The sequence below is a fragment of the Streptomyces sp. NPDC088553 genome, assembly GCF_044752965.1.
In the GTDB taxonomy this organism is placed as follows: domain Bacteria; phylum Actinomycetota; class Actinomycetes; order Streptomycetales; family Streptomycetaceae; genus Streptomyces.
In genome coordinates, this window is sequence record NZ_JBIVMG010000008.1 from 256,924 (window position 1) to 271,062 (window position 14,139).

The following is a 14,139-nucleotide window of genomic DNA, read 5'->3' on the forward strand; positions in this document are numbered from 1 at the left end:
GTTCGGCGTAGGTCTGCCGCCCGTAGGGCCCCGATGCCTAGCGTCGGGGGCACCCGTCGACAGGAGCGGGACATGACACAGGAGGACACCACATGACCCAGGGCGAACGCCGGATCCCGGCCCGGCGCACGGTTCTCGGAGCGGCGGGCGCCACCGTCCTCGGCGCCTCCACGGCCCTCGCCGCCGGCAGCGGAGCGGCGCAGGCGGCGTCGGGCACCGCCGAGGTCCCGTCCCCCGCGGCGGGCCGGAGCCGCGGTCACGGCCGCGGCTACCGCTCCCTCCCCGTCCCCACCGTCATCGCCCACCGGGGCGCCAGCGGCTACCGCCCCGAGCACACCCTCGGCTCCTACCGGCACGCCCTGGACCTCGGCGCCCACGTCATCGAGCAGGACCTCGTCCCCACCAAGGACGGGCACCTGGTCTGCCGTCACGAGAACGACATCACCGGCACCACCGACGTCGCCGACCACCCGGAGTTCGCGTCCCGGAAGACCACCAAGAGCGTCGACGGCGTCTCCCTCACCGGCTGGTTCACCGAGGACTTCACGCTCGCCGAGCTGAAGACCCTCCGCGCGAAGGAGCGCATTCCGGCCGTCCGCCAGGAGAACACCCTCTACGACGGCCGCTGGACGGTCCCCACCTTCGAGGAGGTGCTGCGCTGGGCCGAGGAGGAGGGCCGCCGCCGGGGCCGCGAGATCTGGCTCCACGTCGAGACCAAGCACCCCACCTACTTCCGCTCCCTCGGCCTGGGCCTGGAGGAGCGCCTCGCCAAGCTTCTCCGCCGGTACGGCCGTCACCGCGCCGACTCCCCGGTCTTCCTGCAGTCCTTCGAGCCGACCAGCATCCAGCGGCTCGCGAAGCTGGTCGACTCGCCCGGTGTGGTCCTGCTCTCCGGCGCGACCAGCCGCCCCTGGGACTTCGTCCAGGCCGGGGACCCGCGGACGGTCGCAGACCTCGTCGCGCCCGAGGGCCTGCGCTGGATCGCCTCGTACGCCCAGGGCATCGGCCCCACGCTCGACCTGGTGATCCCCAAGGACGCGAGCGGCCGCCTCGGCGACCCGACCACCCTGGTCCGCGACGCGCACGCGCAGGGCCTGATCCTCCACCCGTACACCCACCGCAACGAGAACTCCTTCCTGCCCGCGGACTTCCGCCGGGGCACGGACCCGACGGCGTACGGGGACTCCTTCGGGGCCCTGAAGCGCTACCTGGAGACGGGGATCGACGGCATCTTCTCCGACAACCCGGACACCGCCCTGCTGGGCGCGGCGGACCTCACCGCCCGCGACTGAACGACCGGGTAGGGGAGCCGACCGCGTACGTGAGGACCGTGCGGGTCCGCCGATCGGGCCCGCACGACCTCCTCCCGGGTGGTTTGACGCCCGAACCGCAACCACGCCCGCGTGCCCCGGCATGGTGCGGTGCATGACCACCCCCGTGACCCTCCCCGAATCCGCCCAGAACACCGCGCCCGAGTCCGCGCCCGGCGCCACCCCCGCGTCCGGCCGGGACACCGCGCCGGACAGCACCCGCGCGTCCGGCCGGGACACCGCGCCCGAGTCCGCGCCGGACAGCACCCGCGAGCCGGCCCCGGACGCCACCCCCGGGCTGCTCGCCGCCCTCGCCCCGTTGCTCGCGGCCGAGTCGGACGCCGAGGCGCCGGCCGCCGGTGTCGAGCCGAGCGACCTGGAACAGGCCGTCTGGCTCCGCCTCCTTGAACAGCTCCGCGACACGGGCAGCGCCCCCGAGCGTCCCGCCGAGTGGCTGCGCCGCGCCGTCCGCGCGGAGGCCCGCCGGGCCCGCAGGACGAGCGACCGCGAACGCCCCTACCGCGAGGAACCCGGCCACGACGCGGGCACCGCCGAGCCCCAGGGCTCCCCGGAGTCCTCGCTGATGGCCGCCGAGGGCCGCCGCACCCTGCGCGCCGCCGTCACCCGGACCCCCGGCCGCTGCCCCCGGGTGCTGACCGCGATGCTCGATCCCGAGGACCCCACGTACCGGGAAATCGCAGGAGAGTTGGGTATCTCACAGGGCAGTCTGGGGCCGATGCGTTCCCGTTGCCTGGGATGCCTGCGCAGAATGCTGGCTGCAGAGGTTCCCGCCCCGGGCCGACGGGGAAGGGTGCGGTAAACCGATGATCGACAGATGAGCGGGAGGCGTGCACACATGGGCCTGAGTGTGACCATCTCAGCGGCGGACGCGGCGGACGCGGAGCACATCCTGAAGCTGCAGTACCTCTGCTACCAGAGCGAGGCGGAGCTCTACGGGGACTGGTCCATCGAACCGCTCACCCAGTCGCTCGACGCCCTGCGCACCGAACTGGCCGAGGGGTACGGGCTGGTGGCCCGGCTCGGCGACGAGGTCGTCGCCTCCGTACGGGCCCGGCTCGACGAGGACGGCACGGTACGGATCGCCAAGCTCATCGTGCACCCGCGGATGCAGCGGCACGGCCTCGGCGGCCGCCTTCTCGACGGCATCGAGCGCCACTTCGCCGAGACGGCCGACACGGCCGCACGGCCGGCTCCGTCGCCCAAGCGCTTCCAGCTCTTCACCGGCCACCGCAGCGAGGGCAATCTGCGCCTCTACCGCAGCAAGGGGTACGCGCAGGTCGCCACCCGGGAGCTCGGCCCCAAGCTCACCCTGGTGACCCTGGAGAAGGCCGCGGCCTGACTCAGGCGGCCGTCGCGGTACGCGACCGGCGCAGCCACCAGATGCCGCTCAGCGGCAGCAGGACCGGGATGAAGAGATAGCCGTAGCCGTAGTCCGACCAGACCGTCGCGTCCGGGAAGGCGGACGGCTCGACCAGCGTCCAGGTCCCCACGATCAGTACGCCCGTGAGCTCGGCGGCGCAGCACACCAGCGCCGCCCTGCGGGCCTTCTCCCCGCCCCGCACCAGCGTGTAGGTGATGAAGGCGTAGACGACGGCGGCCAACGCCGACAGGGAGTACGCGAGCGGCGCCCGGTCGAACTCGGTGGCGATCTGGTAGATCGAGCGCGAGACCGCGCCGACCGACATCACGCCGTAGAGCCAGACCAGCAGGATGCCGGGGCCCGTGACGAGACGGGCCTTCGTGCCGGGTGCGGCCTTCTCCTGCGTCTCGGTCATGGTCAGCCCACCGTCCAGATGTCGTAGAGACGCACTTCGAGCACGGCCAGGACGACCGCGCCGGCGGCCACCGTGGCCGAACCCCACCGGCTGCGCTCCGCGAGGGACATGAAGCCGGCGATGGGCACCGCGCACAGCGCCCCGAGCAGATAGGCGACGAAGATCGTCGCGCCCTCCTCGGCCTTCTCGCCCCGCGTCAGCTGCACGATCCCGACGATCAGCTGGACCAGGACGAGGAAGGTCACCACGGCCATGCCGATGAAGTGCCAGTCCTTGGTCGACTGGTCGCGGAAGGCGGCGAAGCCGCACCAGGCGGCGAGGGCGAGCGCGGCCACGGAGACCGCGACCGTCAGGGCGTCAAGCATGCGCCCGAGGGTATTACGGTCCGAAGCGCCCGATGCGCTCGCCCCCCGCGCCGTCGCGGCGGGCCCGCGCGCGGACCGTGGCCTTGGCCACAGCCGGCGCCCACGAGGTCCCCGGCGGACCCCTCGCGGGCCGCGGTGAGGGGCGCGCGTCCCCGCAGGCCACACGGGGAAAGCGGGCGGAACGAGGGCCTCCGGAGTGTCCGCATGGCGTCTCAATGACGTCCGCTATTCGGACAGTCCCCTTTCGTTCGCACCTGCGCATGCTTTACTTGCAGACATGACCACGACGAGCAGCCGCATCCTTGCGACCGAGGCGACCCCCACGCCCGGTGCTCGTTGTATGTGTCGAATGTGCGCCATCTGAGGGCCCCCGCCTGAGTCTCGCGCCCCGAAGCGAGACCGACGGCCGTGCCGTTCCTCCCGCCCACCGGCGATGGAACGTGCCCGCCCCGCGCACCGCCGAGACTCCCGGCCACCCGCCGGACCGGCCTCCGTGCGCCTGACTGTCCGAAGACGAATGCCCCGTGCACGACGGACCCCGCGTCGCGCACTCGACAGTGACGGAAACCCCCTGTGATCACCACTTCGGGCCTGACCAAGGTCTACGAGTCGCGCGGCCGGCAGGTCACCGCTCTGGACGGTGTCGACCTCCACGTCCGCGAGGGCGAGGTATTCGGCGTGATCGGCCAGAGCGGCGCCGGCAAGTCCTCGCTCATCCGCTGCGTCAACCTCCTGGAGCGCCCCACCTCCGGCACCGTGACCGTCGACGGCGTGGACCTCACCGCCCTCGCCGGCAAGGGCCGCCGCGCCGGCAAGGACCTGCGCCGGGCGCGCAGCAGCATCGGCATGGTCTTCCAGCACTTCAACCTGCTGTCCTCCCGCACGGTGAAGGACAACATCGAGCTTCCCCTGGAGATCCTCGGCGTCTCCGGAGCCGAGCGCTCCCGACGCGCCCTCGAACTCCTCGACCTGGTCGGCCTCGCCGACAAGGCCAAGTCCTACCCGGGCCAGCTCTCCGGCGGCCAGAAGCAGCGCGTCGGCATCGCCCGCGCCCTGGCCGGCGAGCCCAAGGTCCTGCTCTCCGACGAGGCCACCAGCGCCCTCGACCCGGAGACCACCCGCTCCATCCTCCAGCTGCTGCGCGACCTCAACCGGCAGCTCGGACTCACCGTCCTGCTCATCACGCACGAGATGGACGTCGTCAAGACGATCTGCGACTCGGCCGCGCTGATGCAGAAGGGACGGATCGTCGAGTCCGGCACCGTCAGTGAACTGCTCGCCACCCCCGGCTCCCAGCTGGCGGCCGAGCTCTTCCCGGTCAGCGGCGCCCACACCGGCCCCGACCGCACGGTCGTCGACGTCACCTTCCACGGCGATGCCGCGACCCAGCCGGTGATCTCGCAGCTCTCCCGTACGTACAACATCGACATCTCGATCCTCGGGGCGGCGATGGACACCGTCGGCGGCCGGCAGATCGGCCGGATGCGGATCGAACTGCCCGGACGGTACGAGGACAACGTCGTCCCGGTCGGCTTCCTGCGCGAGCAGGGCCTCCAGGTCGAGGTCGTCGAGGAGACGCCCACCGAAGAAACGGTTGTCCAGGACGCGGCGACCCTGCTCGTGAAGGAAGGTGCCAAGTGACCTGGTCCGAGATGCAGCCACTGCTGGAGCAGGGCACCGTCGACACCCTCTACATGGTCCTGTGGGCCACCGTCGTCACCGTGCTCGGCGGCCTGCCGCTCGGCATCCTCCTCGTCCTCACGGACAAGGGCGGACTGCTGCAGAACCTGCCGGTCAACAAGGTCGTCGGTGCGATCGTGAACATCGGCCGTTCGCTGCCGTTCATCATCCTGCTGATCGCCCTGATCCCCTTCACCACCCTGGTCGTCGGCACCTTCATCGGCCCCACCGCGATGATCGTGCCGCTCGCCATCGGCGCCATCCCCTTCTTCGCGCGCCTCGTCGAGACCTCCATCCGCGAGGTCGACCACGGGCTCGTCGAGGCCGTCCAGGCCATGGGCGGCGGCATCCCCACCATCGTCCGCAAGGTGCTGCTCCCGCAGGCCCTGCCCTCGCTGGTCTCGGGCGTCACCACCACGGTCATCGTCCTCATCGGCTACTCGGCGATGGCCGGCGCGGTCGGTGGCGAGGGCCTCGGCTCCAAGGCCGTCACCTACGGATACCAGCGCTTCGACACCACGTTCATGCTGGTCACCGTCGTCGTCCTGGTCCTGATCGTGACCGTCGTCCAGCTCATCGGCGACGGGGTCGTACGACTCCTCGCCCGCCGGGGCCGTACCGCGTAACGGCCCCCCGGCCACCCCAGACTTCGTCCTTCGAAGAACAGCCCGGACTTGTTGTCCAGGCGTCCACCGCACCACCGGAAAGAGGCACTCTTCGTGCGCAAGAACATCAAGCTCACCGCCGGTATCGCCGCCACCGCCGCCCTCGCCCTCGGCCTCACCGCCTGCGGCACCTCCTCGGACCCCGGGTCCAAGGACTCGGCCGGCGCCGGCGACACCTCCAAGGCGCTCGTCGTCGCCGCGTCCCCGACGCCGCACGCCGACATCCTCAACTACGTCAAGGACAACCTGGCCGAGAAGGCCGGCCTGAAGCTGGAGGTGAAGGAGTTCACGGACTACGTCCTGCCTAACACCGCCACCGAGAACGGCCAGGTCGACGCCAACTTCTTCCAGCACAAGCCGTACCTCGACGACTTCAACAAGAAGAACGGCACCCACATCGTTCCGGTGGTCGACGTCCACCTGGAGCCGCTGGGCCTCTACTCCAAGAACATCAAGTCGGTGAAGGACATCAAGGCGGGCCAGACCATCGCCGTCCCCAACGACACCACCAACGGCGGCCGCGCGCTCCAGCTGCTCGCCGAGAACGGCCTGATCACCATCAAGCCGGGCGTCGGCACCAACGCCAAGCTCTCCGACATCACCGACAAGAAGGGCCTGGAGTTCAAGGAGCTGGAGGCCGCCACCGTGCCCCGCGCCCTGAACGACGTGGACGCCGCCGTCATCAACGGCAACTACGCCATCGAGGCCAAGCTGTCCCCGGCCAAGGACGCCATCGCCCTGGAGAAGGCGGACGGCAACCCGTACGCCAACTTCCTCGCCGTCAAGGAGGGCAACGAGAAGGACGCCCGCGTGCAGAAGCTCGCCAAGCTCCTCAACTCGCCCGAGGTGAAGAAGTACATCGAGGACACCTACAAGGGCTCGGTCATCCCGGCCTTCGGCGCCGCCCAGTAGTCTCCGGCGTCCGAGGGACCGTCAGACCGGTTCCCCCGTACAGTCCTTGAGCAGAAGGCCCCCGCACCCCGTCCGGTGCGCGGGGCCTTCGCCACACCCCTCACCCGACACCGACCCGGCCATGCGCACCGCCGCCCGCATGCTGCATGCTGTGCGTTCACGGTCGATTCGGACGGTCCACGGCATGGAGCTGCGCATGACTACCACCTTTCCGGACATCTCCATCAACACGGACCGGTTGGTGCTGCGCGCGCTGGAGGAAGGGGACGCCGCCGCCCTCGCCGAGATGATGAACGACGAACTCGTCGGCGCCTGGACCGCGGTGCCCCAGCCCTACACCGAGACGGCCGCCCGCCGCTGGATCACCGAGTACGCGCCCGCCGAACGCGCCGCGGGCCGGGGCATCGACCTCGCCGTCACCGAATTCCTCACCCAGCGGCTGGTCGGCATCATCCAGCTGGCCAAGACCGACTGGAAGGTCCGCTCCACCGAGATCTCCTACATCGTCGCCCCCTGGGCCCGCGGTGAGGGATACGCCTCCGAAGCCGCCCTCGCCACCGCCCAGTGGCTCTTCGGCGACCAGAAGTTCGAGCGCATCGAACTGCGCACCGCCGCCGACAACACTGCCTCCCAGCAGGTCGCCCAGAAGATCGGCTGCATCAGCGAAGGCGTCCTCCGCAACGCCTGCATAGCCCGCACCCGCACCGAGGACGGCGGCTGGACCGAACTGCGCACCGACTTCATCGTCTGGGGCCTCCTCCCCGAGGACCTCGACGGCGTCGCCGACCAGATGGCCGAGGCCGGATACTCCTCGTACACCGACTGGAGCTGAGCCCCGCACCCCCACCCGGGGTACGCTCGGGACGCCCCCGACCTGCGACGACACCAGGAGACGACGAATGGCCGACCGCGTCACGGTGATCGGTTGGGACGGCTCGCCCCTCACCGCGGCGGCCCGGTCCGCGCTCTCCGCCGCCAGCCTGGTGGCGGGCGCCGCCCACCACCTGGCGCTGCCCGAGATCCCGCCCGGCGCCGAACGCGTCCGCCTCGGCAGCGTCGACCTCGCCGCCCGCCGCATCGCCGGCCACCGCGGCACCGCCGTCGTCCTCGCCGACGGCGACCCCGGCTTCTTCGGCGTCGTCCGCACCCTGCGCGCCCCCGAACACGGCCTGGAGGTCGAGGTCGTCCCCGCCGTCTCCTCCGTCGCCGCCGCGTTCGCCCGCGCCGGGATGCCCTGGGAGGATGCCCGGATCGTCGTCGCCCAGCAGCGCACCCTGCGCCGCGCCGTCAACGTCTGCCGCGCCCACCCCAAGGTCGCCGTCCTCACCTCGCCCGGCGCCGGACCCGCCGAACTCGCCCTGCTCCTCGACGGTGTCCACCGCACCTTCGTCGTCTGCGAGGAACTCGGCACCGACCGCGAGCAGGTCTCCGTCCTCACCTCCGACAAGGCCGCCGACCACAGCTGGCGCGACCCGAACGTCGTCCTCGTCATCGGCGGCACCGCGGGCGGGCCCCCCGCCGCCCCCTGGCTGATGGGCCAGGACCCCGCGTCGCCCCCGGTCCGCGGCTGGGGCCTGCCCACGGAGGAGTACGACCCCGCCGGCGGCGGCGCACGGACCCGCGCGGGCGAGGACCCGTCCCTGCGCGCCGCCCAGCTCGCCCGCCTCGGGCCCCGCACCGGCGACCTCGTCTGGGACATCGGCTGCGCGGGCGGCGCCTTCTCCGTCGAGGCCGCCCGCTTCGGCGCCGCCGTCATCGCCGTGGACCTCGACCCGACCGCCTGCGCCCGCACCGAACAGGCCGCACGCCGCCACGGCGTACCCCTCCAGACCGTGCGCGGCCGGGCCCCGCACGTCCTGGAGAACCTCCCCGAACCCGATGTCGTCCGCGTCGCGGCCGGCGGCGTCGCCGTCGTCACCGCCTGCACCGACCGGCGGCCGGAACGCATCGTCGCCCACGCCTCCACCCGGGACGAGGCCGAGGCGATCGGCGCCGCCCTCGCCGACGGCGGCTACACCGTCGAGAGCCTGCTCCTCCAGACCGTCGGACTCGATCCGCACGACTGGTCGGAACGCGAGCGATCGGTCGTCTTCCTGCTCTCCGGCCGCAGGACCGACACCCCCCACGGCTAGGGCCTCCCCCACCCGTGACCATGGCGCCCGCCGGGCCAGGTAGGCTGGCCGATTGTTGTACCGCATCCGGATGTTCGGCGCTTTGTTCGTCAATGTCCTGAACGAGTGGCCACATTGCGCCGCTGACGTGGTACGCGACAAGGGGGGACCGCGCGACGTGGCGCAGTCCACAGCGCACCGTGGCAAATCTCCCTGCCACGAGGGCCCGCGGCCGCGACAATGTGATGGATGTCCGCGTGTCCTTCGTGCCGCGCGGCGCGCGCGCTCGTTCTTGTCGACGGGCGCAGGTCTGAAGGAGCACAAGCGATGGGCGAGGGGTACGCATGACGGACACCGGCCAGGTCCCGGGCGAGGGGCTGCCGGAGAACGCAGGCATGGTCGAGCAGCCGGGCATCCCCGCACCGGGCGCGTACACCTTCCTGGACCCCTCCGAGCACACCACCGAGGACGACGACCTTCTGCTGATGCCGGGCGCCCAGGGCGCCTGGAGCGAGCACCCGCCGGGCGTCGCGCCCGCGCCCCCGGTCGCCGTGCCGCCCCCGGCGGCGCCCATGGTCCCGAACCAGGGCGTGCCGGCCGCGCACCCGGCGGCCCCCGAGGCGCCGGCGGTGATCGGCGACCCGCTCACCGACCCGCTGCCGAACCCCCTCACGGCCCCGCTGGACTCCGTCGCCCTCGCCGACGTGCTCACGGCCCCGCAGCACCAGACCCCGCCGCAGGGAGTCCCGCTGGGCACCCCGGCGCACGGCGTCCCGCTCGCCGGCACCCCGGCCCACGGAGTCCCCGTGGAGCAGCCCACCAGCACGCCCGCGCACGCCGTCCCGGCGGACCAGCCGACGGGCACGCCCGCCCACGGCATCCCGCTGGACCAGCTCACCGGCACCCCCGCGCACGGCGTCCCCGTGGCCCCGCAGGAGCAGGCGCCCACCCCGCACGGCTACGAACCCGGCATCCTCGACACCGGCGCGCACGAGGCCGCCGGCCGCGACTCCGGCTCCGTCGACCTGAGCGGCGTCCGGGTGCCCCCGCCTGCCCCGGCCCCGCAGCAGGCCCGCCGCCCGCTGCACATGGGCCCGCCCGTGCCCGAGGCCGGCGGCGTCGTGCTCTCGCTGGCCGACCGCGGCCCCGCCGCCGCGCCCGCCCCGGCCCCGCAGCCCGCGCCGGTCCCCGCACCCGAGCCGCTCGTGGCCACCGGCCCCGCGCCGATGCCCGTACGGAACCCGGGTCCGCCGACCAGCGGCCCCGAGTACTTCGAGATCGCGCAGGACCAGCAGCTCGCGCCGCAGGGCGCCGAGCCGTGGGCCGCGCAGCCGCAGGAGCCCGAGGCCCCGCAGGCCCCCGAGCTCCCCGCAGAAACGGTCGTCCCGCAGAGCGGGCAGTTCGTCCAGGTCGAGGGCACCGTCCCGACGACCCCCCACCTCGCCCCGGCCCCGGCGCCCGAGCCGGCCCCCGCGCCGGAAGAGCCGTCGGAGCCCGAGGCCCCGGTGGCCGTCGAGGAGACCGCACCGGAGGCCCCGGCGGAGACGCCCGAGGTCCACGCCGTCGTCCCCGCCCCCCGCGAGGGCGAACCGGCCGCCGAGACCCCCGAGCTCGCGCAGGCCGAGGAGCCCGTGGCCGAGCAGGTCACGGAAGCCGAGGAGCAGCCGGAGCCCGTCGCCGAGGCCCCGGCCGAGCCGGTCGCCGAGGCCCCGGCCGAACTCGTCGCCGAAGTCCCGGCCGAGCCGGTCGCCGTGACGGAGGAGCAGCCCGCGGAGGAGCAGCTGCCCGAGGAGGCCCCCGTCGAGGCGGTCGCCGAGGAGATCCCCTTCGTCCCGGAGGAGGCCCCCGAGGCCCTGCCGGAGCCGGCCCCGGAGACCGAGACCGAGGCGGCGCCCGCCGCCGAGGCCCCGCAGGCCGAGGCCCCGCATGCCGAGGAGCCGGTCGCGGCCGAGGAGCCCGTCGCCCCCGAGGCACTCGTGGAGGCCGAGGAACAGCCGGAGACGGCCCCCTCCACGGAAGAGGAGGCCGAGTCGGCCCCGGCCCCCGGCTACGACGACGCCGAGCGCGAGGCCGTCCTCCGTGTGATGCGCGAGCGCCGCGACATCCGCAACGGCTTCCGCTCCGACCCGATCCCGCACGAGGTGCTGCTCCGCGTCCTGGAGGCCGCCCACACGGCGCCCAGTGTCGGCCACTCGCAGCCCTGGGACTTCGTCGTCATCCGCTCCGCCGAGACCCGGCAGACGATGCACGAGCTGGCCCAGCGACAGCGCGAGGCCTACGCCAAGTCGCTGCCGAAGGCCCGGGCGAAGCAGTTCAAGGAACTGAAGATCGAGGCCATCCTCGACACCCCGGTCAACATCGTCGTGACGGCCGACCCGACCCGCGGCGGCCGCCACACCCTCGGCCGCTACACGCAGCCGCAGATGGCCCCGTACTCCTCGGCGCTCGCCGTCGAGAACCTCTGGCTCGCCGCCCGCGCCGAGGGCCTCGGCGTCGGCTGGGTCAGCTTCTTCGACGAGCGCGAGATGGTCCGCACCCTGGGCCTCCCCGAGCACCTCGAAGTGGTCGCGTACCTCTGCGTGGGCTACGTCGACGAGTTCCCCGAGGAGCCCGAGCTGATGCAGGCGGGCTGGTCCAAGCGCCGCCCGCTGGCCTGGGTCGTCCACGAGGAGACGTACGGCCGCCGCGCGCTGCCCGGCGAGGAGCCGCACGACCTCCTGCAGGAGACCATCGCCAACATCCGCCCGCTGGACGCGAAGGCGCTGGGCGAGGCGTGGGAGCGCCAGAAGCGGATGACCAAGCCGGCCGGCGCACTCGGCATGCTGGAGATCATCGCGGCGCAGCTCTCGGGACTCTCCCGGGTGTGCCCGCCGCCGATCCCGGAGCCGGCGGCCGTCGCGATCTTCGCGGGCGACCACGGCGTCCACGCCCAGGGCGTGACGCCCTGGCCGCAGGAGGTCACCGGCCAGATGGTGGCCAACTTCCTCGGCGGGGGAGCGGTCTGCAACGCCTTCGCCAACCAGGTGGGCGCGGAGGTCTGCGTCATCGACGTGGGCGTGGCGTCCGAACTCCCGGCCACCCCCGGTCTCCTGCCCCGCAAGGTCCGCCCCGGCACCGCCGACTTCACCACGGGTCTCGCGATGACCCGCGACGAGGTTCTGGCGGCGATCGAGGTGGGCATCGAAACGGCCCGCGACCTGGTCGCGGCCGGCAACAAGGCCCTGCTCACGGGCGAGATGGGCATCGCGAACACCACCGCGTCCGCCGCCCTGATCTCGGTCTACACGGGCGTCGATCCGACCGAGGTCACCGGCCGGGGCACGGGCATCAACGACGAGACGCACGCCCGCAAGGTGGACGTCGTCCGTCGCGCCCTGGACCTGCACAAGCCGGACCCGGCGGACCCGATCGGCGTCCTGTCGGCGGTCGGCGGCCTGGAGCACGCGGCCCTCGTCGGCCTGATCCTGGGCGCGGCCTCCCTGCGTACCCCGGTGATCCTCGACGGTGTGTCCACCGGCGCGGCGGCCCTGGTGGCCCGCGCGATCGCGCCGGAGTCGCTCGCGGCCTGCATCGCCGGACACCGCAGCGCCGAGCCGGGCCACGTGGCCGCGCTCAACAAGCTGGGCCTGCGCCCGCTGGTCGACCTGGACCTCCGTCTCGGCGAGGGCACGGGCGCACTGCTCGCCCTCCCGCTGGTGCAGAGCGCGGCCCGCGCGATGCACGAGGTGGCCACGTTCGACTCGGCGGGAGTCACCGAGAAGTAGCACCGGGCGCGTCCCCCCTCCCACGACGGGAGTGGGGGACGCGCAGGGACCGTGTTCGGGACGCAAAGCGTGACTTGTGGCGCGTAAAGAGAAAGCCGCACTCTCGAAGGGCAGCCCGAAGGGCAAGCGGCAGACTCAGCAGCTCAGCCCCGGGACATCCGTCACAGCGTGACGACACCACCACACCGATATCGTTGGGACCAGGCGCCCCGCCGCCGCCCCACCAGCCGCTTCATCGCAGCAGCGGCCAGCACCCGCCCTCCGAGGAGCCGCTCACCCATGGCCGAGCACGCCGAGCACACCGCCCAGCCGACGACGCACCCCGCCTACCCCGTGGGCCTGCGCCTGGCCGGCCGCCGCGTAGTCGTCCTCGGCGGCGGCCAGGTCGCCCAGCGCCGGCTCCCCGCCCTGATCGCCGCGGGCGCCGACATCACGCTGATCTCCCCCTCCGCGACCCCCTCGGTCGAGGCGATGGCCGAGGCCGGAGAGATCACCTGGACCAAGCGGCGGTACGAGGACGGCGACCTCGCCGACGCCTGGTACGCCCTGGTCGCCACGACCGACCCGGCTTCGAACGCCGCCGCCTCCGCCGAGGCCGAGCGCACCAGGACCTGGTGCGTGCGCTCCGACGACGCCGAGGCGGCCACGGCCTGGACCCCGGCGACGGGCCGCAGCGAGGGCGTCACCGTCGCGGTGCTCACCGGCCACGACCCGCGCCGCTCGGCGGCCGTGCGCGACGCGATCGTCGAGGGCCTGCGGGACGGCTCGATCGCGGCCCCGCAGCACCGCGCGCGTACCCCCTTCGTGGCGCTGGTCGGCGGCGGCCCCGGCGACCCGGACCTGATCACGGTGCGCGGCCGCCGGCTGCTCGCGGAGGCGGACGTGGTCATCGCCGACCGCCTGGGCCCGCGCGACCTGCTGGACGAACTGCCCCCGCACGTCGAGGTGATCGACGCGGCGAAGATCCCGTACGGCCGGTTCATGGCGCAGGAGGCCATCAACAACGCGCTGATCGAGCACGCGAAGGCGGGCAGGTCCGTCGTGCGGCTGAAGGGCGGCGACCCGTTCGTCTTCGGCCGCGGCATGGAGGAGGCGCAGGCGCTCGCCGTCGAGGGCATCGCCTGCACGGTGGTGCCGGGCATCTCCAGCTCGATCTCGGTCCCGGGCGCGGCGGGCATCCCGGTGACGCACCGGGGCGTGGCGCACGAGTTCACGGTGGTGAGCGGGCACGTGGCCCCGGAGGACCCGCGTTCGCTGGTCGACTGGGCGTCGCTCGCGAAGCTCACGGGGACGCTGGTGATCCTGATGGGCGTGGACAAGATCGGGAAGATCGCCGAGGCGCTCATCGCCCACGGCAAGGACCCGCAGACGCCGCTCGCCCTGGTCCAGGAGGGCACGACGGCCGCGCAGCGCCGGGTGGACGCGACGCTGGCGACGGTGGCGGAGACGGTGCGGACGCAGGAGGTGCGCCCGCCGGCGGTCATCGTGATCGGCGAGGTCGTGACGGAAGGCCCGGACCGCCTGGTCAAGTAGCAG

Annotated in this window: 12 protein-coding genes; 10 read left to right on the forward strand and 2 right to left on the reverse strand. The window is 73.1% G+C overall.

All coding sequences use genetic code 11. The features are described 5' to 3' along the window. Positions 1–92: 92 nt before the first annotated feature. From ACIP8Z_RS27510 to ACIP8Z_RS27520, 3 genes are all read left to right on the forward strand, one after another. Positions 93–1,292 carry a glycerophosphodiester phosphodiesterase gene (locus ACIP8Z_RS27510; protein ID WP_402087973.1) on the forward strand — a complete coding sequence of 400 codons (1,200 nt, stop codon included), beginning with the start codon at positions 93–95 and terminating at the stop codon, positions 1,290–1,292. Between the two features lie 316 nt (positions 1,293–1,608). After that, on the forward strand, positions 1,609–2,130 hold the full coding sequence (locus ACIP8Z_RS27515) for a sigma-70 family RNA polymerase sigma factor (RefSeq protein ID WP_402088327.1): 522 nt from the start codon (positions 1,609–1,611) through the stop codon (positions 2,128–2,130). 36 nt (positions 2,131–2,166) lie between these two features. Beyond that, the gene (locus tag ACIP8Z_RS27520; protein ID WP_402087975.1) at positions 2,167–2,670 is read left to right on the forward strand and encodes a GNAT family N-acetyltransferase; all 504 of its coding nucleotides are present in this window, start codon (positions 2,167–2,169) and stop codon (positions 2,668–2,670) included. Between the two features lies 1 nt (position 2,671). Here the strand turns inward: ACIP8Z_RS27520 and ACIP8Z_RS27525 are convergent, their stop codons facing one another. Next, a complete protein-coding gene (locus tag ACIP8Z_RS27525; RefSeq protein ID WP_402087978.1) occupies positions 2,672–3,106 on the reverse strand; it encodes a hypothetical protein in 435 nt (144 codons plus the stop codon). Positions 3,107–3,108: 2 nt separating this feature from the next. Further along, positions 3,109–3,471, reverse strand: a complete 363-nt coding sequence (locus tag ACIP8Z_RS27530) for a hypothetical protein (RefSeq protein WP_187622682.1) — start codon at positions 3,469–3,471, stop codon at positions 3,109–3,111. Positions 3,472–4,044: 573 nt separating this feature from the next. Between ACIP8Z_RS27530 and ACIP8Z_RS27535 the strand changes: the two genes are divergently transcribed. From ACIP8Z_RS27535 to cobA, 7 genes are all read left to right on the forward strand, one after another. Next, on the forward strand, positions 4,045–5,112 hold the full coding sequence (locus ACIP8Z_RS27535; RefSeq protein WP_319318137.1) for an ATP-binding cassette domain-containing protein: 1,068 nt from the start codon (positions 4,045–4,047) through the stop codon (positions 5,110–5,112). Beyond that, entirely contained in the window at positions 5,109–5,777 is a 669-nt protein-coding gene (locus ACIP8Z_RS27540; protein ID WP_055602364.1) for a methionine ABC transporter permease, read from the forward strand. The genes ACIP8Z_RS27535 and ACIP8Z_RS27540 overlap by 4 nt, the downstream gene beginning before the upstream one ends. 93 nt (positions 5,778–5,870) lie before the next feature. After that, on the forward strand, positions 5,871–6,728 hold the full coding sequence (locus tag ACIP8Z_RS27545; RefSeq protein ID WP_402087983.1) for a MetQ/NlpA family ABC transporter substrate-binding protein: 858 nt from the start codon (positions 5,871–5,873) through the stop codon (positions 6,726–6,728). A 196-nt stretch (positions 6,729–6,924) separates the two neighbouring features. Further along, positions 6,925–7,560, forward strand: coding sequence for a GNAT family N-acetyltransferase (locus tag ACIP8Z_RS27550; protein ID WP_402087986.1), 636 nt, complete (start codon positions 6,925–6,927; stop codon positions 7,558–7,560). Positions 7,561–7,627: 67 nt separating this feature from the next. Further along, positions 7,628–8,860 (forward strand): precorrin-6y C5,15-methyltransferase (decarboxylating) subunit CbiE, encoded by a 1,233-nt coding sequence (gene cbiE, locus ACIP8Z_RS27555; RefSeq protein WP_402087989.1) that lies wholly within the window; start codon positions 7,628–7,630, stop codon positions 8,858–8,860. A 323-nt stretch (positions 8,861–9,183) separates the two neighbouring features. Beyond that, complete coding sequence (gene cobT / locus ACIP8Z_RS27560) at positions 9,184–12,603, forward strand: nicotinate-nucleotide--dimethylbenzimidazole phosphoribosyltransferase (RefSeq protein ID WP_402087991.1); 3,420 nt, start codon at positions 9,184–9,186, stop codon at positions 12,601–12,603. A 279-nt stretch (positions 12,604–12,882) separates the two neighbouring features. Continuing rightward, positions 12,883–14,136, forward strand: coding sequence for a uroporphyrinogen-III C-methyltransferase (gene cobA / locus ACIP8Z_RS27565; RefSeq protein ID WP_402087994.1), 1,254 nt, complete (start codon positions 12,883–12,885; stop codon positions 14,134–14,136). The last annotated feature ends 3 nt before the right edge of the window (positions 14,137–14,139 follow it).

Bases quoted from the DNA above. Each gene is read 5' to 3' on its own strand.
- ACIP8Z_RS27530 (WP_187622682.1), bottom strand. From the start codon at position 3,471: ATGCTTGACGCCCTGACGGTCGCGGTCTCCGTGGCCGCGCTCGCCCTC.
- ACIP8Z_RS27525 (WP_402087978.1), bottom strand. From the start codon at position 3,106: ATGACCGAGACGCAGGAGAAGGCCGCACCCGGCACGAAGGCCCGTCTC.
- cbiE (WP_402087989.1), top strand. From the start codon at position 7,628: ATGGCCGACCGCGTCACGGTGATCGGTTGGGACGGCTCGCCCCTCACC.
- ACIP8Z_RS27520 (WP_402087975.1), top strand. From the start codon at position 2,167: ATGGGCCTGAGTGTGACCATCTCAGCGGCGGACGCGGCGGACGCGGAG.
- cobT (WP_402087991.1), top strand. From the start codon at position 9,184: ATGACGGACACCGGCCAGGTCCCGGGCGAGGGGCTGCCGGAGAACGCA.
- cobA (WP_402087994.1), top strand. From the start codon at position 12,883: ATGGCCGAGCACGCCGAGCACACCGCCCAGCCGACGACGCACCCCGCC.
- ACIP8Z_RS27510 (WP_402087973.1), top strand. From the start codon at position 93: ATGACCCAGGGCGAACGCCGGATCCCGGCCCGGCGCACGGTTCTCGGA.
- ACIP8Z_RS27550 (WP_402087986.1), top strand. From the start codon at position 6,925: ATGACTACCACCTTTCCGGACATCTCCATCAACACGGACCGGTTGGTG.